Raw genomic sequence first — 21,519 nt, forward strand, 5'->3', positions numbered from 1 at the left:
TATATTGACAAAAATAACCTAGCGCGCTATCCTTAAAAAGGAGTTAGTGTACACTAACGTTCGCTGTTAAAGGAGTTATTTAGATGAGTTCTAGCCCGATTAAAGACAAAATTTTAGAAGCTTCCCTACATTTATTTTCAACTAAGGGATATAAAGGAACAACAACTAAGCTTATTGCAAAAGAAGCTGGCACTAGTGAGATGGCTGTTTTTCGTAACTTTGGGACGAAAAAGAACATCTTAAAAGAAATCGTTGAGTCAAAAAAACCACAAACCCTTGAAAGAATTCAGACGTTTATTCTAAGCAGGGAAACATGGGATTTAAAAGAAGATTTAACGACCATCGCTCATATGCATATGGACTTTTTAAGAAATAATTTCTCGTTTATTTTGATTGTTATGTTTCACGAATTAGATGACGAAATTACAGAGATGTTAACGGATTTACCATTTGGTCTCAAGAAAGAACTGAAACATTACTTAGAACGTATGCATGCTATGGGGAAGTTAAAAGAGATAGATATTGACATTGCAGCCAGTCAATTTTTAGCGATGAATATCGGATATTTATTGTTGAAAAATCGATTTAAGGATTCATTTTTATCCATCGATGATGACAGTTATGTTAAGCAATCTGTTGCAACATTTGCCGAAGGAATCATTCCATAGGCAATTTTCTTTTATCAATAATGTTAGTTAGTACTAACTAACAAGAATTAAAGGAGCTGAGTTATCATGCATCAATCAATTAATCAAACTGAATTAGCCGTCTCATTACAAAACATTGAAATGACATTTCAATCTAAAGGGAAGAAGCCTTTTAAAGTACTTCAAAACCTCTCATTTCAAATTGCAAAAGGTCAGGTGTTTTGTTTATTAGGACCAAATGGTTCTGGTAAAACGACAACTATTAATCTTATCAATGGACTACTACGCCCTACGAAGGGGGAAATTGGCGTTTTAGGATTAAATCCATCTCAGAATCGCAGAAAAGTTCTTAGTCAAATTGCTCTTGTACCGCAAGAAACAGCATTATATACAGACTTAACTGCATATGAAAACCTAATGTTTCATGGATGTTATTACGGTGTTTCCAAGCAAGCCCTTCCCAATAAAATAGAGGAAATGATTCAGCTTGTTCAATTAAAAGGACGTGAACATGATAAAGTTAGCACATATTCAGGTGGTATGCAGAGACGTCTTGCTCTAGCTCGTGCATTATTAACAGAACCTGAACTATTACTATTAGATGAACCTACTCTTGGAGTAGATGTTCAGTCACGTAACGCGATATGGGAGCAGATCCGCGGTTTAGCTTCGTCAGGGAAGTCTGTTTTATTAACAACGAATTACATGGAGGAAGCAGAAGTACTAGGTGATCAGATTCTTATTATGGATCAGGGTGTTCCATTGATTTCTGGAACGCTTCAAGAGCTAAAACAACAGCTCAACCAAAAAACATTAACGTTTCGTTTTGACCGTAAAGAAAACGCTGAAAAATTCGCTCTACAAGTTGTACCAAACTATAAATTTGACATAAATGAAAATGAGCTAAAGATTCACTTGTCTGATGTCGAACAGGCGATGAACATTGTGAGAGCTCTTTCTAGTCAAAAAGGAGATACACACGATTTAGTTAATGGATTTGAATTGAAAGAGCCGAATCTTCAGGATGTTTTCTTACACTTTACTGGAAGAGCACTACGGGATTAAGGGAGGATGGATCATGTTATCTGCATTATTATCGCTTACTAAAAAGGACGCATTACAAAGCTTTCGAAATCCATTGTTTTTTGTCATTAGTATTTTAGTTCCTCTTATTTTTGTCGCATTGTATGCATTTATGGTTCATGTTTCAACTACGAATCCTATCGTGATAGCAAACCATTCGGAAGGGAAATATAGTGATCATCTTCTTGAAATTATGGAAACGATGGGTGTCACTGATGGTAAATATTATGAAATAAAAACTGTAGAACCTGAGAAAGCTTACCAATTATATAAAACAAATCAAGCTATTGCTTTACTTGATATTCCAGCAAATTTTGATGACAACTTGGCTACTGGTAAACAAGGTTTGCTAGATTTACAGGTTATGAATATGAATTCTGATGATGTGAAAAATTTTCAAATAAGATTGGATCATGCAATTTATCTCTATCAACAGCAATATCATCCTAACGAATCAATTGATATGGTTGAATACCGAGCTTTTGAAGAAGACATTCCAATTAAACATTACCTTGCTGCGGCTCTATTAATGTTCACTGTTCTTTATTCGGGAATGGTGAACACTGGTGTACTCCTAACAAAAGAATGGGAAGACCGAACAGCAAAGTCGCTAGTGTTAACGCCACTTGGCTATGTCCCTCTCATTGCAAGTAAATGGACGACAGCATTTATTCAAACGATTCTTAGTACTGGGATTACATTGTGGATATTAAATTTACTTCTAGGGTTCCCGATAGCTCAGTTGAATGGATTTGTTTGGTTAAACTTATTACTACTATTCATATATAGTGCAGCAATAGGTACTTTATTAGGCGTATGGTTCCAACAATCACTCCCTCTCATTCCAATTTCGGTCATCATTGCTGTTGGTCACTTCTTTGTGAACGGATATGAGTCCTATATAAGAGGTTTTGCTCATAATAACGCCGTCGAATGGTTATGGAAATTAGCTGGTTGGTTTCCGATTTCTGCCCTCACTGATTATATTAGATTTACTGCTGAGAGCATCAACTCCCTATATCCATGGATGGCATTTTCAGCAATGTGTATTATTATTTTTTTCTTATTGATTTTCGCAGCCTATCAGTTACATCGAAATCTATCCTTTACTCAAGGACAATAGGAGGGAAAAAGAAATGATACAAGCGATACTTAGTGTTATTCAAAGAAATGGAAAACTATTATTACGGAAAAAGGGATTGATGATACAGCCAATTGTCGTTCCAATCGTAATGCTGCTCCTATCCGCTATTATTTTCGGAGGAGGAGGGGACGCTTGGCCAATTGGACTGGTCAACCATTCGCATAGCGAGGAAGCGGCTTCTTTAGTGGACAGCATTCAAGAGAGTCACTCCAATATCTCGCCATATTTTCAGCTAATATCCACTGACGAAGCAGAAACGAGAAAGCTAATTAATCAAGGAAGAATTCAACTTTTGATTGAAATACCAGAAAATTATCCGCAAACGAAGACGATAAATATTGAAACGTTTAATATTAATAGTGATGCAATGAAAAATGCGCGTCTACGATTAGAACATGCTATTAATAACAGGTTAGCTGAATCAAAGTCTTTAAAAATTGATTACATCTTACAAACAGAAAAAGAACAAGATGTGTGGAGATCTGCGTATCTAGGAGGTAGCTGTGTGCTGTTAGCATTATTTTTCGGGGCTATAATGCTTGGGGCAAATTTATACGCATTCGAATATGAAAACCGCACTCGGAAAGAAATGCTATTAACCCCTTTAGGAGCTGTTTTAGCAGGAGTAGGGAATATGCTGACTGCGATTCTATTTGCTTTTATTACAACAATACCAACTTTACTTGTTGCCATTCTTTTTTTTCGCCTCACATTTAATGGTTGGAATGCAACGAAAGTATTACTTGGAATGCTACCAATCATGCTAGCTTGTGCGGGAGTTGGAATTTTGCTAGGAAGGTTGTTTAAAAAATATCGTATCATTCAACCGATTCTTGTCATTGTTGCGATTGGCACGGTTGTCATTGGTGGTGGATTTGTCGGAGTCCCTCTCTTGCCTGAATTTGCCCAAACATTTACTGATTTTTGGGTTTTCTCTAGAATCTTCATGTGGTTTAATCCACTACTCCATGGTTTTGTCGATTATTTAACATGGGGTCAATGGATATGGATTACGACAGCAGCAATCTTAGGTGTCTGTCTGATGGTCTGGAGCTATACATCTGAGACAAAGCATTATATGAGCGGTGGTCAATAGCCAGATAGAGAAAAGTTCAAACTTTTTTGCAAGACATTCAGTGTTGGAAGGTTGGTTGATCTAGTGCTTGAATATGTACCTGCTTAAGTCTTTTGCAAATTGAACGAATATTAACGAAACGACAATGTGTGTAGTGCATTGTCGTTTTTCATATTTTGAATTTGATTTTTTCCATATTTAGAAAAAAGAAAGACGAATTTTATCCTGCATTAACGGGCAGTAATTTATCTGTACCGAAAGCGAAGCGACAGGTACAAGATTCCCGCCTCAAGGCTTAAGAAAATGGAGAAGCGTAGGTGGGAGATCAACTACCCGTAAAAGCCTGATTGGTTAAGGGCAACAGGACGTTGCGCTCGCGTCGTGGCGTTCTTAGCTTGCGTTCCTCTCTCAATCAGTGGGGGATGAGTGCGGACTAAAATCCGTCACGTCCGTGTGACGACGTCGGCATTAGCACGTCCTGTGCGTCAAAACCCCCACTGATTGAAGTTTCACTTTATAAATAAAAGCTCCAAGTTAAAAGGTAAAACTCAACTTTCACACCCAAAAATATTAAGGTATTGCTTGAAATAACTAGACAGGTCAGCTAACCATTTGTTCATTTTACTTTTATAGCATGATTAGTAGCCATTTTAAAATGGTAAAACGGCAGTATTGACACCATTCTATACATAGATTTCTTTTTCTATGCGATTATGTTGTTAGACATCTTGAAATATGCTTTACTAACATAGTGAACTAGAGAGAATAGAGGTTTTTATATGCAACAAGTAAAAGGATGGCATGTAGGGGCTGCACTGGTAGCCATTTTCTTCGTGTCGCTAAACTTACGACCTTCTGTAACAAGTATCGGACCACTACTTAACACCATTACAGATGAGTTAAATATATCAAATACACAAGTCAGTTTGCTGACGTCCATTCCAGTATTTTGCATGGGGCTATTTGCACCGCTTGCTGTCCCGTTTCAAAAGAAATTAGGCTATAAATGGGCAGTTAATCTACTTGTGATGGCGATTGGTGTCGGAACGTTGGCACGTATCCTGTTTAGCAATTATATCGCACTTATATTGACAAGCTTTATCGTAGGCTTTGCCATTGCAATTATTAGTCCAATTATCAATGCCTTTATTAAGGAGCGTTTTGCACATAAAATCGAGCCGGTCGTTGGATTGTATTCACTGGCGATGGGGGCAGGGGCAACAATTAGTGCTGGTTTGACGGGTGTATTATTTGCACAATTTCACTCATGGCAAATTGCCCTTGGTGTATGGGGCATTTTAGCCATTCCCGCACTCATTTTCTGGACGATGGCAGCTGGTAGAAAAGAGCAGCGTATAAGCAAGGCCCAAGAAGAAGAATCTTCACGAAATCCGTGGAAAAATAAGACAGCTTGGGTCATTTTACTATATTTCGGTTTGCAAACATCGGTGTTTTTCTCGCTCATGACATGGCTATCACCGATTGCACAGGAGCAAGGTTTTACGCTAATCACAGCGGGTTCAGTATTAACGACAATGTCGATTGTGCAAATTATAGGTAACTTATTTATTCCATTGCTGATTAATAAATTTCCGAATCGCGTGATGTGGCTTTACATTTTATTGACAATCGGTATCGTCGGAGCAGGGGTTTTATTCATTCCTGCAAACTGGGCATTATGGGTAGCGGCCGTTGTTTTAGGTGTTGCCTTATCGGGGTTATTCCCAATCGGCTTGATGTTACCGCTTGATGAAGCGAAAAATAATGCAGAGGCAAGTTCATGGAGCTCGATGGTATTATCAGGAGGCTTTATGATGAGCGCGATTGTACCACTGTTAATTGGAGTTGTTTACGATTTAACGGGGACACATATTGTATCGAAATGGATAATAGTCGGGTTATTTTCGTTAATGTTTGTAGCGGTGTATTTATACCAACAGCATAAAAAGCATGTATAATAGGAAGCAGTCCGAGTTGGCGGGCTGCTTTTTCTTATGATTGAAGATTAGACAAGTAAAACTGGAAATTAAGCAAGTATTTGCAGTGGAGGAATAATGAAAAAGATAATTATATTATGTCTACTAGTTCTTGCCGGATGCTCTCAAGGCGGCTTTGAATCAGTTAGTCAAGTTTTGCCAGAAAGCAAGCCTGCTCAGAAAGAAGTGATGGAAGCGAACGTAAAAGTGTACAGTGTAGCGGGTAGTACAGATGGCATTGTCTTTTTAGCGGATGGGCGAGATAAATGGATTGTGACAGAGGCTATTGTGATGCGCGATCACCCGAAAGCACTCATCGAGACGAGTAACGGTCAGCAGCTTGAAGCAAAATTACAAGCTTTTTCTGTAGAAGATAATATCGCGATTCTTCATGTACGAAATAGTGCAGATGTAGAAGCAGTGGAGCAGGGCAATCAACAGCAACTTGTAGACATGTTAGAAACAGAAGCGTTAACTGCAATAGAACGTTACACTTTACATAACGCTTTTAAAGATACAGAAGTACCGCAAAAATACGATATGACCGTACTTGAACAGTACGAAAAGACAACATTTGAGTATAATCCAGACGCATTGGAAGCATTTATACAGACATTTAATACTGCATTTAATCAATATGTAGCCTCAAACGATTTTGCACAAGTTGAACCGTATATTTTATCGGATTTACTGAAGGAAGCAATGGTAAATGAAGAAAAGAAGCTGCTCATCGAGAACTTCGAGGTGACGGAAATCGGCAAGTCCGGTTTTGAATGGTACATCAAAGGACAAACAAATGAGTTTCCGATTGTTTATAAAATCAATTTAGTAGACGGTAACTATTATATTACGTATTTACAAATTGAAAAATAGAAGCTGTTTTTTGTATGGAGAAAAATTATAATAATATTATGTAAACAAAAATGGAAGGGAGGCAGTAAATTGCTACAAAAAGCGAATAGCATATTACAACAGTACTTTGGTTATACATCATTTCGAGACGGTCAACAACAAGCGATTGAGTCTGTTTTAGCAGGGAGAGATACGCTTGTCGTCATGCCAACAGGGGGAGGGAAATCACTTTGTTACCAAGTGCCTGCTCTTACATTACCGGGGACGACGATTGTCATTTCGCCGCTTATCTCTTTAATGAAAGACCAAGTGGATATGCTCCGAACAAGTGGCATTCAGGCTGCTTTTATTAATAGCTCCATCAGTTATGAAGAAGCAGAAGATGTATTGTATCAAGCGAGAATGGGAGATTTAAAGCTACTCTATATTGCGCCTGAACGATTAGAAAATGAAGCATTTTGTATGACTTTAGCCAATTTACATGTGCCACTAATCGCGATCGATGAAGCCCATTGTATTTCCCAATGGGGACATGATTTTAGACCAAGCTATCGTCTTTTACATCGCATAAAGGATTTGTGGATAGAAAAGCCCACAATTGTGGCCCTAACAGCAACTGCCACACCTCATGTACGACAGGATATATGTGAATTGTTAAGCATTTCGCCAAATGCTACATTCATCACAGGGTTTAGCCGTCCAAACTTAGCATTTTCTGTTTTACGAGGAGAAAACCGCGAGCGGTACATTGTGGAATATGCCACGAATAATCGACAAGATGCAGGGATTATTTATTGTGCAACACGAAAAGCTGTGGAACAGGTGTATACGTTGCTCGAAAAAAAAGGTATGTATGTCGGGAAGTATCATGGTGGTCTTGGGGATGATGAAAGATCTATCATGCAGCAACGATTTTTAAATGATGAATTAACGGTGATGGTTGCAACGAATGCGTTTGGGATGGGGATTAATAAAACGAATGTACGCTATGTGATGCATTATCAAATGCCGCGCAATATGGAAAGCTATTATCAAGAAGCGGGACGAGCAGGACGTGATGGATTACCAAGTGACTGTATTCTTCTATATGCATCGAGTGATGAGCAGACACAGCGTTTTTTAATTGACCAAGCACAGGATCGCACGCGTATTCCGTTTGAATTAACAAAGTTACAAGAGATGATCGATTATTGCCATACAGAAGATTGTTTACAAAACTACATAACACGCTACTTTGGCGAGCAAACGGACATCGCTTGTGGCAAATGTAATCATTGCACAGATGAGCGACCGCAAGTAGATATGACCGTAGAAGCGCAAAAAGTATTGTCGTGTGTTGTGCGGATGGGACAAAAGTTTGGGAAAGTATTAGTAAGCCAAGTGCTAGCAGGTTCGAGTAATAAAAAAGTGCAAGAGCTTGGTTTTAATCGCCTCCCAACATACGGGATTTTAAAGGAAATGAACGCAAAAGAAATTGCACAATTTATTGAGTTTTGTATTGCTGAAAAATTACTTGCTGTGAGCAATGGGCAATTTCCAACGATTTTTATGACGGAGCACGGAAAAGAAGTGTTAACGGGACAACGAAAAGTGCTGCGCCGAAGTGCACCAGTTGTCAAAGCCATTTCAGATCAAGACCCTCTATTTGAACATTTACGAGAAATTCGTAAAGACATTGCGGCCAAAGAAGCGGTACCTCCGTATGTTGTTTTCTCAGATAAAACGTTAAAAGAGCTTTGTGAAAAACGACCAAAAACAGCCAATGCCTTTTTAGCCATTAGTGGAGTAGGGGAAAATAAACTCACAAAATATGGCGAACTATTTATGGAAGCAATTAGCAACTGGGAACAAAATGAGGAAAAAGTAGTTGTAGATTGATAATATAATATTATTATGTAAACAAAAATGTTAAATAAGTAAACTGCCCGTAGTGAGCGGGCAGTTTATTTATCCCCAATATTCTTTAATAAATGTATCACGTCCAGATTTTTCACGGTCTTCTTTATAATGCCCTGGCTCTTTTTGATAGTAATCTTGATGATAATCCTCCGCTTTATAAAACGGCTTAGCATCACGAATGTCTGTCACAATCGGCTTTTTAAAACGGCCGCTTGCTGCTAATTGGATTTTAGATTGTTCAGCTAGCTGACGTTGTGCTGCGTTATGTACAAAGATAGCTGTTTTATAAGACTCACCGCGGTCGTGAAATTGTCCTCCATCATCTGTCGGATCGATTTGCATCCAATAAATTTCTAATAACTGTTCATAGCTAAATACTAAAGGGTCAAATTCGATTTGTACAACTTCTAAATGACCAGAAGTACCTTTCTTTATATCCTCATATGTTGGGTTTTCTACGTGACCACCCGTATAGCCACTCGTTACTTTATGTATACCGTCCCACTGATCAAATGGCTTCACCATACACCAAAAACAGCCACCTGCAAATGTTGCTTTTTCCAACTAAAAACACCTCCTGAAAAATATAATTATTGTAGCACGCTACTTGTTTCTTCACAAAATATTCGCTTAAGTGCAGGAATCTGCAAAATTCTGTCATGCATAGTATAATAAAGCGACATAAGATGGAAACATATTCATAAGTACAACGTCATATAGTCGATGAATCAAGAAGGAGTTTTTATATGGAAGAACAAAAGGAACGCCGTTATCAAAGAAAAAGATTGCGTAAGGGCCGCGTTGTATTTATCGTCTTAATTCTTGCTTTATTAGGCATTGGTACATATGGCGTCATGCAGTATAGAGCTGGTTTACAGCTTGCAGGTGAAGCGAATAATGCTACACCAGAGCCGTTTGTCCCCGACGAAAAAGAAGATGAAACGGTCAATTATTTGTTACTGGGTATTGATACAAGAGGGGAGGAAAAATCTCGTACAGATACGATGATGCTTGTATCATGGCAAAAGAAAACCGATGAGATAAAGCTTGTCTCATTTATGCGTGATATTTATGCGGAGATTCCAGGCTATCAAATGTATAAGCTAAATACCGCTTATTATTTAGGTGGTGTCCAGCTAACGAAAGATACGATTACATCGATGTTTGATGTGCCGATTCACCACTATGCTATTGTCGACTTTAAAAACTTTGAGTCGTTGATTGATATTTTAGCACCGGATGGAGTGGAAATAGATGTAGAGAAAAATATGTCCGCGAATATTGGTGTATCACTCACACAAGGTGTGCAGCAACTAAATGGGCAACAATTACTTGGATATGCTCGTTTCCGTATGGATCGTGAAGGTGACTTCGGTCGTGTAGCACGTCAGCAAAAAGTGATAGAGGCATTAAAAGATGAGGTATTATCGATAGGCAATGTGAAAAACTTACCAAAATTAGTTGGCGCAACACAAGGATATATCACAACAGATATATCGTCATCAGACCAACTAAAAACCGTACTTGGCGTGGCGATGAGTGGTGGAGTAGAAATTTCAAAACTAACGATTCCAGCAGATGGAACATATGTTGATCGAAATTATTCACGTGTCGGAGACGTACTCGAAATAGATAAAGAAGCCAATCAACAAATTTTACATGATTTTTTAAAAAGCAATTAGTCAAATATTGCACTTAATGGGAACAGGCATGATACAATGAAAATATCTTAAAATTGACGATTTGTTGGGGTGGTATTTTGGAACAAGACAGACAGAATGAACAGTTACCACAAGAGAAGTCCCACTTCTTTTCGACACGGTTCATCCGCTTTTTAGGCGGGAAAAATTTATTATTTTTATTAATTATTACGCTACTGGCAGGCTGCATTATTTTTATATTCGACAAAATCTCGTTTATATTTCAGCCATTCCTTGTGTTACTAGAAGTCGTCATTTTACCGGGCGTACTTGGCGTCATTTTGTATTATTTATTACGACCATTTTTAAGAATTTTAATGCGATGGAAAGTGCCTCGCGTATGGGGGATTTTACTCATATTTTTAGGGCTAATCGGAGTCATTACATTACTGATTTTATTAGTAGTACCATTCTTAAAAAATCAGTTTACCAACTTGCTACATGAGTTTCCAATATACTTTATGTCTCTCATTGATAGCGTTATATCCTTTATTAATAATTCTCGAATCAATGAATATTTAGCAACTGCCAACATTGACTATAATTTAGTATTAGAGAACATTACAGATGACTTAACAAAGACTGTCAAGGATACGGCGACAAACTTAGCGAGTGGTGTGGCAAATGGCGTAACAGGGGTTGTAACTACACTTACAGGTATCGTACTATCGCTTGTTATCGTACCATTTATTTTATTTTATTTATTATGGGAAGGCGAAAAAATGCCCAAGTTCATTTTGCGCTTATTCCCGCCACGTATGCGCGCATTTGTTGACGATGTGATGGAAGATATGGATAATCAAATCAGCTCGTATATTCAAGGACAAATTTTAGTATCAATTTGTATCGGCATTATGGTGACGATTGGCTTTTTAATTATTAAACTACCTTATGCATTATTACTTGGTACATTGGCAATGGTCACAAGTGTTGTCCCTTATTTAGGACCGGTTATTGCGATTACCCCAGCGCTCATTATCGCCATTGTGACAAGTCCTTTTATGGTTGTGAAAGTAGGGGTCGTTTGGACGGTTGTACAGCTGATTGAAGGGAAGTTTATTTCACCTCAAATCATGGGGAAATCACTTAGTATTCACCCGATTACAATTATTTTTGTCTTATTAACATTTGGTTCTTTATTTGGTGTACCAGGAGTGATTTTAGGTATTCCAGTCTATGCATTAATAAAAGTATTTGTCCAACATTTCTATATGCTGTTTAAAGAACGTTATAATAAGTTCCAAACAAATACAGCAGATCAATATGAAGATATTCAATAATCGGTAGCAGCTAGCTGCCGATTTTCTTTCAGAGGGGATGGTCGCATGGTAAATAAATGGTTTACGACGATGGAATGTGATGGCATAAAAGTGGATACGATGCTTGATAAAACAACGCTTGTAGAAGGCGATACTGTTTCCGGACATGTCTATGTCATAGAAGAAACAGATGAAGAAAAAATTGACTATATATCGTTACGAGTATTAAAAAAGTCAGCGAGTGGCATACAAACGATTGGCAAGCATGGTGTGGAGTTAGTAGGGAATATCCATACGAAGGAAATGGAAATTTTGTCATTCGAAATCATACCGGATGAACGCTGGGCATGTGCAGAAAATGAGGAAATCATTTTTCAAACAGTCGTCGTCCTGTTAGATGGGACGGAAATGAAAGACGAAGGGATGATTACATATACGTTTTTAGAAGAGTAAAGGAGCAACATTTCTTAGTACTGATAATGAGTAAATCTCTAAACATAAATTACCATTTGAGTAACCGTTGCTTTCCGCTGCGGCACTCGCTTTCCACGGGCGAGATCAAGCCTCCTCGTCGCTCATCCTTCGGTGCTCCTGTCGCTGCGCTTTCGTCGCAAATAAATTTCCTGCGGGGTCTTGATTGTCTCGCTTTTCCCGTAGGAGTCTCGTGCCTCCGCTACAAGCAACTATTGTTCAATGAAATAATTGGTGGCTTAAAAAGAATGAAAAATCCCTATTAATTACAGTAAAGACTAGACGGACTATAATGTGCAAATGGAAAGAAAATGATTTCTTTTAGACAAGAGAAATATTTTTCTAACACATCGAGAAGTATTCACTTTTGCCGTAGCGCGCCATATCCACAGGAGCCGGAACAGGAGATCCAAACAGGCAGCGCCTGTTTTAGCTCCTGTGTAGGCTGTGGCAAAGCGCGGAGGCTACGATTACGCTTTCATTTAATATCTTTTACTATTTACCTGGTATTTTTAGGATGTATTTTTGCTCATTATAAGTTAGTAGATATTGATCAAGAATTAAAGGGTTGTCCGGAAAGTATTCACTTTCTGAACAACCCCTAGCATCGAAGCTACAGAACTAAACTGTAGCTTCTTTTTTTATGTTGATTTTTGATAGTTTTTCAACGGCACGTGAGAGCGTTTCTACATCTTGTACAAGCGCTAGACGCATGTAACCTTCACCGGCTGTCCCAAATGCTGTTCCTGGTACCATTACGACACCTGTTTGTGCAATGGCTTCAAATGCAAATGATTTACTATCTATGCTGTAAGGGAACTTAGCCCATACGAACATGCCGCCATCGCTTGGAGCCACTTCCCAACTAATGGATGTTAAGCCGTCCATTAATGTTTTATGGCGCGCCGCAAATGTTTGACGTAGATTGGCTGTAATATTTTCTGCGTTATCTAATGCTTTAGCTGCGACTAATTGAATCGGCTCAAAGATACCAAAATCTAAGTTTGATTTTAATTGTTTTAAAATGCTGACCATTTCCGCATTTCCTACGATATAGGCAATACGTGTTCCTGCAAGGCTAAAGCTTTTCGATAGGGAGTTAATTTCTAACCCTACTTCTTTTGCACCTGGAGTTGCTAAGAAGCTAATTGGTGCATCCCCTTTAAAGTAAAACTCCGAATAAGCTGCATCGTGTAATACAATAATATTGTATTTTTTAGCGAACGCCACCACTTCTTCAAAATAGGCAATAGAAGGCATCGCCGGAACAGGGTTACCTGGTAAGTTTAAGATTAATAGTTTAGCCTTTTGTGCAATATGTTCTGGAACTGCTGCTAAATCAGGTAAATAACCATTTTCTTTAGTTAATGGCATATAGTAAGGCGTTGCACCAGCTAAATGAATGCCCGCATCGTACGCGACATAGGCAGGGTTTGTTGTTAAGACGATATCACCTGGGTCACAAAATGCAACTGGTAAGTGAACGAGTCCTTCTTGTGAGCCAATTGTTTGTACGACTTCTGTTGACGGGTCTAACGTGACACTGTTGACACGCTTGTAGTAACGACATACCGCCTCATTAAATGTTTGAACGCCTGTTAATGTATAGCCATAAGATGTTTCAAGCTTTGTCAGTTCAGACATCGTTTCGCGTAAGAAATCGGCGGGTGGAATATCTGGGCTACCTAAGCTTAAATCGATTAGCTCCATGCCTTTTGCTTGCTGATCCAGCGCAAATTGCTTCAAATCGCCGAAAATAGCTGGAGCAAATAGCGACATTTTTTGTGATGGTTGAACTTTCAAAGTAATAACACTCCTAAATAATAAAATATAAACTTCATTGTACCATAACAGCATTGGAAAACAGGGATATATTTCAGAAAAAAGTATCTTTTCCTACTAGAAAGCAAATACAGACAGTAGCGCAGAAATCTTTGCATAAAACGATTCGTCAATCACTTAGTAATCGTTTACACTAAAGGGAAGGGATGGTGATAGTAATGGAAACCTATTCATTAAGCGGTCCAAGTGGAACAGGGAAAAGTACATCAGCATTAGAATTCGCCCATCAATATGGGATTGAAGGGATTATTGATGATGGCTTACTGATCGTAAACGGGGAAAAATTAGCTGGGACAAGTGCAAAGTTTGAAAAAAATACAATTACGGCTGTACGCCGTGCTATCTTTCATGATGAAGAGCATCGACAGGCAGTCATAAAGGCATTACAAGAAGCGGATTTGAAGTCGTTACTTATTATAGGTACGAGCGATAAAATGACGAAGCAAATTGCCGATCGGTTAAACGTAGCGCCGATTGATCATTTTCATTATGTAACAGATATTCGTACAACTAAAGAAATTCAGTTAGCTAAGTTTATTCGCGAAACACAAGGCAAACATGTAATGCCGATTCCACATGCGCAAGTGGAACAAAACTTTTTTAAGCGATTTATTCAAAAGGGACGAGAAATCTTCTTTAAAAATAAAAAAATAGGGGAAACAACGATTGTTCGACCGGATTTTCATCAAGAAACTATTGATATTTCCAAATCGGTTTACTTGCAAGTGTTAACGCATGAATTAAGTAACTATAATGGGATTGCTCGTTTTGACATTGCGCAATTAACGGTGGATTTAATGCCGTCGATGACGATTGTGATTTCTTTAAAGGCACCTGTTACATATGATGTGAGGGAAGTAGTGCGCGGCTTGCAACAACAAATTTCCGGATCATTTTTATTGCATTTTGGTATTGAACCAGAATATGTGAATATTGTTGTAAAAGGAATTAAATAAAACTAAAAAACAGGTGGAGAAAAGTATTGTTTTCTCTACCTGTTTTCATTTTGTTATTTCGTTTGTCGTTTAAATTCAGGTTGGCGTTTTTCAACGAAAGCACGTACACCTTCAGCAAAATCAGTTTGTGAAACAAATGGTGTAGACCCTTCCCACAGTTTTGGTGTGGAGTCTAAACATTCACGAACAGAACGCTTTACAGCAAGTAAAGAATCCGGCGACATCCCAGCTACTAATTTCCCCATACGAATGGCAAAGCGATTTAAGTCTTTTTCTGCTACTAAATAGTTTAACATACCCACTTTGAACGCTTCTTCTGCTTTATACATACGACCGGTAAAGACAAAATCTTTTGTTGCACTTGGTCCGACTAAATCAACAAGACGTTTAGCAAATTTATTGTTTAGTGTAATGCCTAATTTCCCAACTGGAATACCCATTTTCGTTTTATCGGAACCGATTCGAATATCACAAGCTAGCGCAAGTTCTAAGCCAGCACCCATGGCAGGTCCGTTAATAACACCGATGACTGGAATTGGTAAGTTTTCAATTGTTGAAATCGTATTTTCCATGTTGATGAAAGCAGCTTCCGCTTTTTCAAGTGAAATCGAGTTGAATTCTTTAATATCGGAACCAGCTGTAAAGTTTTCGCCGGAACCACGTAAAATTAATACTTTGTTTTTTGGATTTTCTAATGTTTGTAGGGCGATTTTTGCTAATTGATCCCACATATTTGCAGTTAATGCATTTTTAAGTTGTGGGCGGTGAATCGTAATAATGGCCAAACCAGCCGTTTCTTGATAAATAATTTTTGCGTCTTCTGCCTCTAATCGAGTAGTACGTACTTGCATTTTATTTCCCCCTGTTAATGAATTAGCCATATTATATACTACAATAACATTTTGATATACAATTAAGTGAATTTTCAAGCAAAAAGGTGCATAGGTGTAGTGATTTTCAGTATCTGTTACAGTACAGTTTTATATACTCAGTGCCAATCATAGCACAAAATTGAAAATTTGGTTATAATACAGCTTAAAAGAACGAATGTTCCAAATGAAAAACTTTACTTTAATGCATATTATACGACACTATAGTTTATAATAATATAAAATTACACGCATCAAAATATCTTGAAACTCAAATAAAAACACGCAACTTAATAAGGAGGTTAAATCAATGGGGAATCATTATGCAGAGGCATTTCGTGCATTTTTACAAGGTTTAAACAAGTCACCACATACAGTGAAGCAATATGTAAATGATGCAAAACAGTTTGAAAAGTTTCTAGACGAGGAATCATTTCGTGATCAGTTTCAGGATGGATTAAAGGTTTATATTAACCATCTATACACGCACTATAATACTGCAAACTCCGTCAATCGGAAGTTAGCCGCGATGCGAGCTTATTTAGAGTTTTTATATGGTCGGAAATATATTGACTCGTATAATGAAACATTGCTAGAGCCAGTAGCCAAAAAAGAAACCAAATTATTTGCATTAACGGAATCCGAACTACAACAAGTACTGGACTGCTGGCATAACCTATATAGAATTGCTCAAACAGAGGAGCATTCGTGGCTTGCGATGCGAAACCTTACGATTACGTATGCAATTACTATGCTTGGCATTAAACCGGCAGAGCTTGTAAAAATGAAATGGTCCCATATAAACGAAGATGAAATGACGATTCATATTATGGAAAGAAGTACGTATCGTACGTTGGACTTACCGGTAAAATTACTGGAAATTCTGTTCCAATATAAGCAAGAAACAGAATTATTTTTCTCACAGCTAGAACAGATTGATGATGTTTGGCTAGGTGTTGGGAATAAGCTCGGTGAACCGATTACGGTGAAAACGGTGGAACGAGTATTTTTACAAATGTCTAAGCTACTCGCTTTTAAGGTAACATGCACAAATCTCCGTTATACGGTCATTGAGATGTATATGCAACAAGAAGAGACAGATGACTTATTTGAAAAGTTTGGCTATGCACGAAAAGGAGTGCTCATTGAACGGCATAAGCGTCTACTGAAGGAGGAGTAAAATGAGCATCAGTTTAATGGAAGCGTCTATTACGGAAGAGCTGAAAGAAAGAGGGGTTACCGTTAAAGCGGTTGAAGAGTCACTAGCGGAACAGCAATATAAGGAAGTAGAGAACGGCTTGCTGCATTTATCGTTACAAGCAGAAATTGAATCCAAAACCCGCGCAATGATGTTAACGAACTGGATGATTGATAAAAGTTCCATTGTGGTTGAGGGATAGCCTATGGAACTTTTACTATCGATTATTATCTTCATCATTGTCGTTAGCATCTTGTGGAGTATTGCAAAGTGGCTGATTAAATTTGCGATCATACTATTTATTTTTTATATTATTTACCAAATCTTTGTGGCAATGCCTGGTCTTTGAATAGGACCGGGTTTTTTGATTTTTACAGGAGATACAGCTGTAAAAATCCTATATTTTGTAGGGGGATAGTCATTTAATGAGCAGAGGGACCCTTATTATAAAAGTATTTGGTAATATTTTTGATAACCTATAATCTTACTAAAACTAAAGGTTAGTAGGGTGATGAAAAAGCGTTACAAAAACACTGGTTTATGGTAAAAGCATGTATTAACACGGCAATAGGTTATTCAGCAATCCGGCTAGACTGTTTAGTAAGAAAAATGCCAAAAACCCCCTTCAACCGATTATGAAGGGGAGTTCCACTATTGGCTATGTCTAAAAAAGGATAATTAAAAATTAGACTTTATTATCGTATCTAATGCTTTTTTTAGCACAATCTTATCGCTATCTGACAAATTTTGAAGGACCACATTATTCAAATTAATTGTTGTTGCTTCAACTTTATCTCTAATTTCGTTCGATTTTTGAGTAGCCACCACTAAAACATTTCTGCGATTTTTAGGATCTACTGAACGTTCGATTAAATCAGCTTTTTGCATTTTATCTAATATCCCAGAGACTGTAGGGGCTTCTAAATATACCATTTCTCCAATTTGTTTAGGAGATAATTGTCCCTCTCTCCACAAACAATTTAACACACCATACTGAGCTGGTGTTACTCCATATTCCTCTAAAAGCTTGCTAAAATATTTAAACACTTTATTCTGACTAACACTTAGCAAAAAGTTCATGCATTCTTTTAGTTCCATAAGTATCTCCTCCATATTGACATTATCTATAATATCATGTTAGTTTTTGTAATGAAACATTTTTGCAACAAAAATGTTTCATTACAAAATAAGGGGGAGTAAATAATTATGAATACATTTAAAGCGATTATTGTAAAAGAAAAACAGAATCAAGTGATTTATAGTTTGGAAGATGTTAGTATTGACAGTCTTTCTGATGGCGAAGTTTTAATTAAGGTGGCATATTCTTCGATAAACTACAAGGATATGTTGGCTGTTCAAAAAAATGGAGGTGTTATTAGAAATTATCCAATGATTCCCGGAATTGATTTAAGTGGAACCATTGTTCATACAACAGATAATCGTTACACAGAGGGACAGAAAGTTATTGTTACAGGTTTTACTATGGGCATGAGTCATACAGGAGGATTTGCAGAATATGCTAGAGTCCCTGCAGATTGGATTGTTCCTTTGCCCAATAACTTGACCTTAAAGGAAGCAATGGTTTTTGGAACAGCAGGGTTTACTGCTGCTCTTTCCATCATGGCTCTAGAGAAGAATGGCATGGACATGAATAACAATCCAAGTATACTAGTTACTGGTTCGACTGGTGGAGTAGGTAGTATTGCGTTACAAATCTTATCTAAAATCGGATACAAAAATATTTTTGCTTTAGTACGAAAAGAGCACCAATCTGAGGTGGCAAAATCTTTAGGAGCAACCGATGTTATTTTTGCAAACGAGTTAGGAGAGCTAAAGAAACCATTAAATAAACAAAGGTTTGATTATGTATTAGATACCGTTGGTGGAGAAGTGGCCTCGGTATTGATTCCTCAAATCTCTTATGGTGGAAGTATGAGTATGTGTGGGAATGCTGGTGGAATCCAACTAACATCAACAGTATTGCCGTTTATACTAAGAGGAATCAACCTTTTAGGAATTGATTCTGTCAATGTACCAATCAATAAACGTGGGGGTATTTGGGGTAAAATAGCGAATGAATGGAATATTTCCCAAACGACTCTAATAAGTGAGATTTCTCTTGAAGAGTTGCCCCAAAAGATTGAATCAATCAAAAATGGCCAGCATTTGGGGAGAACAATTATTAAATATTAAAAATACAATTTATCATTTTATTTGTACTTCTTCGAAGAGACTCCAAGTATGGTGAAAAGCATGAGAAGCAGTTGGCATTAGACGGCTCTATAAGATAATTAAGACGTGAACTATATATGGATACAGTCAGGAAAATGCAGATTTACAATGGTAAGAGTTTTGAGACAAGTAGTATGAGACTTTAAGAATCCTTATTTTGCGCAACTTTATATCTGTCTCAATAACCTTACTCTATTGAGACTGTGAAGTGATAAGAAATGGTGATTTCTTATCTCCAAATAGCTTTCGTAGCGTCGTTAAAAACAGTTTCACCATAGTAACTTAGGTTTTATTTTATGGTAATTCTGAAATTTTATCATTTAGAAAAGCGAAAGCTTACTTATCGCAATTGCTGTCAAGGCAAAATACGAGAGGCATTTTCGCTTTGTACTACAAGTTTATCAAATCAACCTTTTTATTACCATATTTTTCATAATGTAAACAACCAAACAAAAAAGTTTACATTTTAATAATGATAAGTTAAACTAACGTGGACAATGTTTATCTACGTTAGTTTATTTGGTTTTGTGTAAAGCATTTAAAAGTCACATAAATGAAGGTGGTGATGATCATGCAAATGAAAACGGGAGTCGAACAGTCCGTGTATGCCATTTTGATCCTTAACCTGTTACCGGATAAAGCGGTGTTACCTGGGGAAGCAATCAGTCAACAATTGTGCGCCTCACCAACGTATTTTCAAAAATTGTTACGGAAGTTAGTGAGTGCAGACCTGATTACTTCTGTACCAGGGGTAAAGGGAGGATTTAAATTAAAGAAAAAACCTGAAGATATTCGGGTATACGATATTTATCTTGCTGTAGAGGGGCAGCAATCTCTTTTTTCTTCTAGTGGTGTGTTACATGACATGCTTGAATTGGAGGAAGGAAACAGCTGTTGCTTGCTAGCAGGTTTAATGGAAGAAGCGGAGTCTTCTTGGAAATCCGTGTTGAAACGCAAAACAATTGCATCTTTATATGAAGAAATAAATAACAGTTACCAGCCAGAAGTGCAATTACTGCAAGAATGGATAAAAGAAAAAATGGTTTTATGACAGAAAAGCGTCATAGTCAGGTGGAATAAATTTGAATAAATTTCAATCGCATAACGGTTTTGCACGAACATTTAAAGAAAATAAATTGACGCTTGGCATTTCGTTTCCTTTGGAGATGTCTACAGATAATCTCGGGACAATGAATTTAGCAGAACAAATGATGCTAGCAAAACAAGCGGAAGATTTAGGGTTTGCTTCTTTGTTTGTAAGGGATTCACCACTTTATGATCCGAATTTTGGAGATAATGGTGTTATGTATGATCCTTTTCTACTGCTTGCATATGTAAGTGCACATACGAAAAAAATCGCGCTTGGTACTGCGAGTGTTGTCACTACATTGCGGCATCCTCTACACTTAGCGAAATCAGCTGCCTCTTTAGATGATATGTCTAAGCAACGCTTCTTATTTGGTGTTGCCACTGGAGACCGTCCTATCGAATTTCCTGCATTTAAAGTAGACCGGGATGAACGGGATGAATTGTTTAGGGAGTCCATTTTAGTCATGAGAAAAGTGTGGCAAGAATCATTCCCGAAAATACAGTCAAAGCGAGTCGGACTAATAGAGGGGGATGTGATTCCTAAGCCCCTTTTAACCGATATTCCCATTTTGGGTACAGGATATTCAGGGCAAACAGTGGAGTGGTTAGCAGAAAATACAGATGGCTGGATGTTCTATGCGCAAGAGGCCAATCGACAGCAGGAGCTCATTAGGCTTTGGCAGAAAGCAGCAGGAGGGTTCAAACCGTTCTTACAGCCTTTAGTTATAAATTTATCAGAAAATCCAATGGCTTCACCTTATCCAATTCCGATTAAAGTCGGTTTCACATCAGGTCATAAGTTTTTAATTGATTACCTGTATGCGTTACAAAATATTGGGGTAAATCATGTCATTCTTGTTTTGAAAAAGGGAAACCGTCCGATGGCTGAAGTGATTCAAGAATTAGGAGAATATGTAGTGCCGCATTTCCCTGCACTAACTACATAAGCGGTTGAGTGTCGTTATAGGCATAATTAATAAAGAGAATTGAGGGGAAGTAAGATGATTAATATATTAGGGCGTATTAATGAATTGGCGAAAAAACAGCGTGAAGAAGGTTTAACAAATGCTGAACGTGTGGAGCAACAAGTATTACGCGAAGATTATTTACGCGAAATTCGCGGACAAGTACTTACTACTTTTTCAGGGATGACGGTACTTGACCCACTTGGAAATGATGTCACACCGGACAAATTACGTAAAGAAAAGGAAGCATAACTTTATTGGA

The 21,519-nt window shown here is 37.7% G+C and carries 22 protein-coding genes; 18 read left to right on the forward strand and 4 right to left on the reverse strand.

Annotated elements, in window-relative coordinates:
• The first annotated feature begins 83 nt into the window (after window positions 1-83).
• The 7 genes from ACQQ2I_RS09970 (at window position 84) to recQ (ending at window position 8,655) form a co-directional block, all read left to right on the forward strand.
• Window positions 84-668, forward strand: coding sequence for a TetR/AcrR family transcriptional regulator (locus tag ACQQ2I_RS09970; RefSeq protein WP_431030361.1), 585 nt, complete (start codon window positions 84-86; stop codon window positions 666-668).
• 66 nt (window positions 669-734) lie between these two features.
• A complete protein-coding gene (locus tag ACQQ2I_RS09975; RefSeq protein ID WP_431030362.1) occupies window positions 735-1,712 on the forward strand; it encodes an ATP-binding cassette domain-containing protein in 978 nt (325 codons plus the stop codon).
• A 13-nt stretch (window positions 1,713-1,725) separates the two neighbouring features.
• Window positions 1,726-2,853 carry an ABC transporter permease gene (locus ACQQ2I_RS09980; protein WP_431030363.1) on the forward strand — a complete coding sequence of 376 codons (1,128 nt, stop codon included), beginning with the start codon at window positions 1,726-1,728 and terminating at the stop codon, window positions 2,851-2,853.
• A gap of 13 nt (window positions 2,854-2,866) precedes the next feature.
• Complete coding sequence (locus ACQQ2I_RS09985; RefSeq protein WP_431030364.1) at window positions 2,867-3,970, forward strand: ABC transporter permease; 1,104 nt, start codon at window positions 2,867-2,869, stop codon at window positions 3,968-3,970.
• A 758-nt stretch (window positions 3,971-4,728) separates the two neighbouring features.
• Entirely contained in the window at window positions 4,729-5,907 is a 1,179-nt protein-coding gene (locus tag ACQQ2I_RS09990; RefSeq protein WP_431030365.1) for a CynX/NimT family MFS transporter, read from the forward strand.
• A 96-nt stretch (window positions 5,908-6,003) separates the two neighbouring features.
• Window positions 6,004-6,798 carry a hypothetical protein gene (locus ACQQ2I_RS09995; protein ID WP_431030366.1) on the forward strand — a complete coding sequence of 265 codons (795 nt, stop codon included), beginning with the start codon at window positions 6,004-6,006 and terminating at the stop codon, window positions 6,796-6,798.
• Window positions 6,799-6,867: 69 nt separating this feature from the next.
• Window positions 6,868-8,655, forward strand: a complete 1,788-nt coding sequence (gene recQ / locus ACQQ2I_RS10000; RefSeq protein WP_431030367.1) for a DNA helicase RecQ — start codon at window positions 6,868-6,870, stop codon at window positions 8,653-8,655.
• Between the two features lie 69 nt (window positions 8,656-8,724).
• Here the strand turns inward: recQ and msrA are convergent, their stop codons facing one another.
• Window positions 8,725-9,240 carry a peptide-methionine (S)-S-oxide reductase MsrA gene (msrA, locus tag ACQQ2I_RS10005; RefSeq protein ID WP_431030368.1) on the reverse strand — a complete coding sequence of 172 codons (516 nt, stop codon included), beginning with the start codon at window positions 9,238-9,240 and terminating at the stop codon, window positions 8,725-8,727.
• A gap of 182 nt (window positions 9,241-9,422) precedes the next feature.
• Between msrA and ACQQ2I_RS10010 the strand changes: the two genes are divergently transcribed.
• The 3 genes from ACQQ2I_RS10010 to ACQQ2I_RS10020 all read left to right on the forward strand — a co-directional run bounded on the left by ACQQ2I_RS10010 (window position 9,423) and on the right by ACQQ2I_RS10020 (window position 12,088).
• On the forward strand, window positions 9,423-10,358 hold the full coding sequence (locus tag ACQQ2I_RS10010) for an LCP family protein (protein ID WP_431030369.1): 936 nt from the start codon (window positions 9,423-9,425) through the stop codon (window positions 10,356-10,358).
• A 77-nt stretch (window positions 10,359-10,435) separates the two neighbouring features.
• Window positions 10,436-11,656 (forward strand): AI-2E family transporter, encoded by a 1,221-nt coding sequence (locus ACQQ2I_RS10015; RefSeq protein WP_431030370.1) that lies wholly within the window; start codon window positions 10,436-10,438, stop codon window positions 11,654-11,656.
• Window positions 11,657-11,701: 45 nt separating this feature from the next.
• Complete coding sequence (locus tag ACQQ2I_RS10020; protein WP_431030371.1) at window positions 11,702-12,088, forward strand: sporulation protein; 387 nt, start codon at window positions 11,702-11,704, stop codon at window positions 12,086-12,088.
• A gap of 639 nt (window positions 12,089-12,727) precedes the next feature.
• Here the strand turns inward: ACQQ2I_RS10020 and ACQQ2I_RS10025 are convergent.
• On the reverse strand, window positions 12,728-13,909 hold the full coding sequence (locus tag ACQQ2I_RS10025; protein ID WP_431030372.1) for an aminotransferase class I/II-fold pyridoxal phosphate-dependent enzyme: 1,182 nt from the start codon (window positions 13,907-13,909) through the stop codon (window positions 12,728-12,730).
• Window positions 13,910-14,106: 197 nt separating this feature from the next.
• On the opposite strand from ACQQ2I_RS10025, the gene ACQQ2I_RS10030 reads away from it, so the two are divergent.
• Window positions 14,107-14,904 (forward strand): ATP-binding protein, encoded by a 798-nt coding sequence (locus ACQQ2I_RS10030; RefSeq protein ID WP_431030373.1) that lies wholly within the window; start codon window positions 14,107-14,109, stop codon window positions 14,902-14,904.
• Between the two features lie 53 nt (window positions 14,905-14,957).
• Here the strand turns inward: ACQQ2I_RS10030 and ACQQ2I_RS10035 are convergent, their stop codons facing one another.
• A complete protein-coding gene (locus ACQQ2I_RS10035; protein WP_431030374.1) occupies window positions 14,958-15,755 on the reverse strand; it encodes an enoyl-CoA hydratase/isomerase family protein in 798 nt (265 codons plus the stop codon).
• A 328-nt stretch (window positions 15,756-16,083) separates the two neighbouring features.
• Here ACQQ2I_RS10035 and ACQQ2I_RS10040 point away from each other — a divergent pair, with 328 nt between their 5' ends.
• From ACQQ2I_RS10040 to ACQQ2I_RS10050, 3 genes are read left to right on the forward strand one after another with little or no spacing between them, the layout of a single operon-like run.
• The gene (locus ACQQ2I_RS10040; RefSeq protein WP_431030375.1) at window positions 16,084-16,953 is read left to right on the forward strand and encodes a tyrosine-type recombinase/integrase; all 870 of its coding nucleotides are present in this window, start codon (window positions 16,084-16,086) and stop codon (window positions 16,951-16,953) included.
• A 1-nt stretch (window position 16,954) separates the two neighbouring features.
• Window positions 16,955-17,173, forward strand: a complete 219-nt coding sequence (locus tag ACQQ2I_RS10045) for a hypothetical protein (RefSeq protein WP_431030376.1) — start codon at window positions 16,955-16,957, stop codon at window positions 17,171-17,173.
• Window positions 17,174-17,176: 3 nt separating this feature from the next.
• Window positions 17,177-17,320 carry a hypothetical protein gene (locus tag ACQQ2I_RS10050; RefSeq protein ID WP_431030377.1) on the forward strand — a complete coding sequence of 48 codons (144 nt, stop codon included), beginning with the start codon at window positions 17,177-17,179 and terminating at the stop codon, window positions 17,318-17,320.
• Between the two features lie 329 nt (window positions 17,321-17,649).
• On the opposite strand, the gene ACQQ2I_RS10055 is transcribed toward ACQQ2I_RS10050, so the two are convergent.
• Window positions 17,650-18,069, reverse strand: a complete 420-nt coding sequence (locus ACQQ2I_RS10055) for a MarR family winged helix-turn-helix transcriptional regulator (RefSeq protein WP_431030378.1) — start codon at window positions 18,067-18,069, stop codon at window positions 17,650-17,652.
• A 108-nt stretch (window positions 18,070-18,177) separates the two neighbouring features.
• On the opposite strand from ACQQ2I_RS10055, the gene ACQQ2I_RS10060 reads away from it, so the two are divergent.
• From ACQQ2I_RS10060 to ACQQ2I_RS10075, 4 genes are all read left to right on the forward strand, one after another.
• Complete coding sequence (locus ACQQ2I_RS10060) at window positions 18,178-19,164, forward strand: YhdH/YhfP family quinone oxidoreductase (RefSeq protein WP_431030379.1); 987 nt, start codon at window positions 18,178-18,180, stop codon at window positions 19,162-19,164.
• 610 nt (window positions 19,165-19,774) lie between these two features.
• Window positions 19,775-20,254: an RrF2 family transcriptional regulator gene (locus tag ACQQ2I_RS10065; protein WP_431030380.1), complete on the forward strand. Its 480-nt coding sequence runs from the start codon at window positions 19,775-19,777 to the stop codon at window positions 20,252-20,254.
• A 31-nt stretch (window positions 20,255-20,285) separates the two neighbouring features.
• On the forward strand, window positions 20,286-21,239 hold the full coding sequence (locus ACQQ2I_RS10070) for an LLM class oxidoreductase (RefSeq protein ID WP_431030381.1): 954 nt from the start codon (window positions 20,286-20,288) through the stop codon (window positions 21,237-21,239).
• 54 nt (window positions 21,240-21,293) lie between these two features.
• Entirely contained in the window at window positions 21,294-21,509 is a 216-nt protein-coding gene (locus ACQQ2I_RS10075; protein WP_431030382.1) for a DUF896 domain-containing protein, read from the forward strand.
• The last annotated feature ends 10 nt before the right edge of the window (window positions 21,510-21,519 follow it).

Origin of the sequence: Lysinibacillus sp. LZ02, from assembly GCF_050613145.1 — a bacterium.
Lineage (GTDB): Bacteria > Bacillota > Bacilli > Bacillales_A > Planococcaceae > Lysinibacillus_B.

Excerpts from the sequence above, each read along its gene's own strand:
- ACQQ2I_RS10075 (WP_431030382.1), top strand. The coding sequence starts at position 21,294 with ATGATTAATATATTAGGGCGTATTAATGAATTGGCGAAAAAACAGCGT.
- ACQQ2I_RS10030 (WP_431030373.1), top strand. The coding sequence starts at position 14,107 with ATGGAAACCTATTCATTAAGCGGTCCAAGTGGAACAGGGAAAAGTACA.
- ACQQ2I_RS10055 (WP_431030378.1), bottom strand. The coding sequence starts at position 18,069 with ATGGAACTAAAAGAATGCATGAACTTTTTGCTAAGTGTTAGTCAGAAT.
- ACQQ2I_RS10045 (WP_431030376.1), top strand. The coding sequence starts at position 16,955 with ATGAGCATCAGTTTAATGGAAGCGTCTATTACGGAAGAGCTGAAAGAA.
- ACQQ2I_RS09990 (WP_431030365.1), top strand. The coding sequence starts at position 4,729 with ATGCAACAAGTAAAAGGATGGCATGTAGGGGCTGCACTGGTAGCCATT.
- ACQQ2I_RS10050 (WP_431030377.1), top strand. The coding sequence starts at position 17,177 with ATGGAACTTTTACTATCGATTATTATCTTCATCATTGTCGTTAGCATC.
- ACQQ2I_RS10060 (WP_431030379.1), top strand. The coding sequence starts at position 18,178 with ATGAATACATTTAAAGCGATTATTGTAAAAGAAAAACAGAATCAAGTG.
- ACQQ2I_RS09975 (WP_431030362.1), top strand. The coding sequence starts at position 735 with ATGCATCAATCAATTAATCAAACTGAATTAGCCGTCTCATTACAAAAC.
- ACQQ2I_RS09985 (WP_431030364.1), top strand. The coding sequence starts at position 2,867 with ATGATACAAGCGATACTTAGTGTTATTCAAAGAAATGGAAAACTATTA.
- ACQQ2I_RS10035 (WP_431030374.1), bottom strand. The coding sequence starts at position 15,755 with ATGCAAGTACGTACTACTCGATTAGAGGCAGAAGACGCAAAAATTATT.
- ACQQ2I_RS10065 (WP_431030380.1), top strand. The coding sequence starts at position 19,775 with ATGCAAATGAAAACGGGAGTCGAACAGTCCGTGTATGCCATTTTGATC.
- ACQQ2I_RS09970 (WP_431030361.1), top strand. The coding sequence starts at position 84 with ATGAGTTCTAGCCCGATTAAAGACAAAATTTTAGAAGCTTCCCTACAT.
- ACQQ2I_RS10040 (WP_431030375.1), top strand. The coding sequence starts at position 16,084 with ATGGGGAATCATTATGCAGAGGCATTTCGTGCATTTTTACAAGGTTTA.
- ACQQ2I_RS10020 (WP_431030371.1), top strand. The coding sequence starts at position 11,702 with ATGGTAAATAAATGGTTTACGACGATGGAATGTGATGGCATAAAAGTG.
- ACQQ2I_RS09995 (WP_431030366.1), top strand. The coding sequence starts at position 6,004 with ATGAAAAAGATAATTATATTATGTCTACTAGTTCTTGCCGGATGCTCT.
- ACQQ2I_RS10010 (WP_431030369.1), top strand. The coding sequence starts at position 9,423 with ATGGAAGAACAAAAGGAACGCCGTTATCAAAGAAAAAGATTGCGTAAG.
- ACQQ2I_RS09980 (WP_431030363.1), top strand. The coding sequence starts at position 1,726 with ATGTTATCTGCATTATTATCGCTTACTAAAAAGGACGCATTACAAAGC.